This window comes from Haloferax sp. AB510, from assembly GCF_024136985.1.
Classification (GTDB): domain Archaea; phylum Halobacteriota; class Halobacteria; order Halobacteriales; family Haloferacaceae; genus Haloferax.
In genome coordinates, this window is sequence record NZ_JAMYJY010000237.1 from 1 (window position 1) to 595 (window position 595).

General features: G+C 58.0%; 1 protein-coding gene. It reads right to left on the minus strand.

Annotation, left to right across the window (positions count from 1 at the left end; translation table 11 throughout):
- Positions 1-47: 47 nt before the first annotated feature.
- The coding region (locus tag NKF06_RS20790) for a hypothetical protein (protein WP_253246478.1) at positions 48-595 on the minus strand (548 nt) is incomplete at its 5' end.

A 595-nucleotide genomic window follows, 5' to 3' on the forward strand; every position in this document is an offset into this window, starting at 1 on the left:
CCTGCGTGTCCAGGTCGTAAGTGATGGTGTGGCGCGTCACCAGCGCGTTATATTTTGCGCTCACGGCTGCCCAGAGCGTTCTCTGTCGCCCTCACCTTCACCCGCACCAGCGTGTCGGTCGGGTGGACGACATTCGTGCGGATGTTAATGCTGTGGATCTCTTCGACCTTCAGCAGCGAAGCGTCGCCTGAGTTATCCGTGCGCTGGAAGCTGACCGCGTATTTCCCGAAACCGCCGGTCGGTGTGATTTTGTCGGTGCGGTAGAAGACTTCGCTGGTTGATTGGTGCGGCGTCGTCTGCCTGTATGTAAACGTCTGCTGCGTACCAGGGACCTGGTTGTACTCGTCGTCCATCTTCCAGATAACCACCTTCCAGTTGGTCTCTTTCTTCCCGCCGAGGCTGGACTGAGTATGCAGCCACAGCTGAGTTGACTCGACCGGGGAAAAGAACGGCCCAACCACCAGCGCCTCGTTATCGTTAAGGATGAATTTCGTGGTGTTGATCGTGGCATTCGCCGGGATGTCCTGCGGCCCCTCCAGCTGGTTCATCGTAAACGTGTACCAGCGCACCGGGTTAACAACCGCGCCGTCGTTTG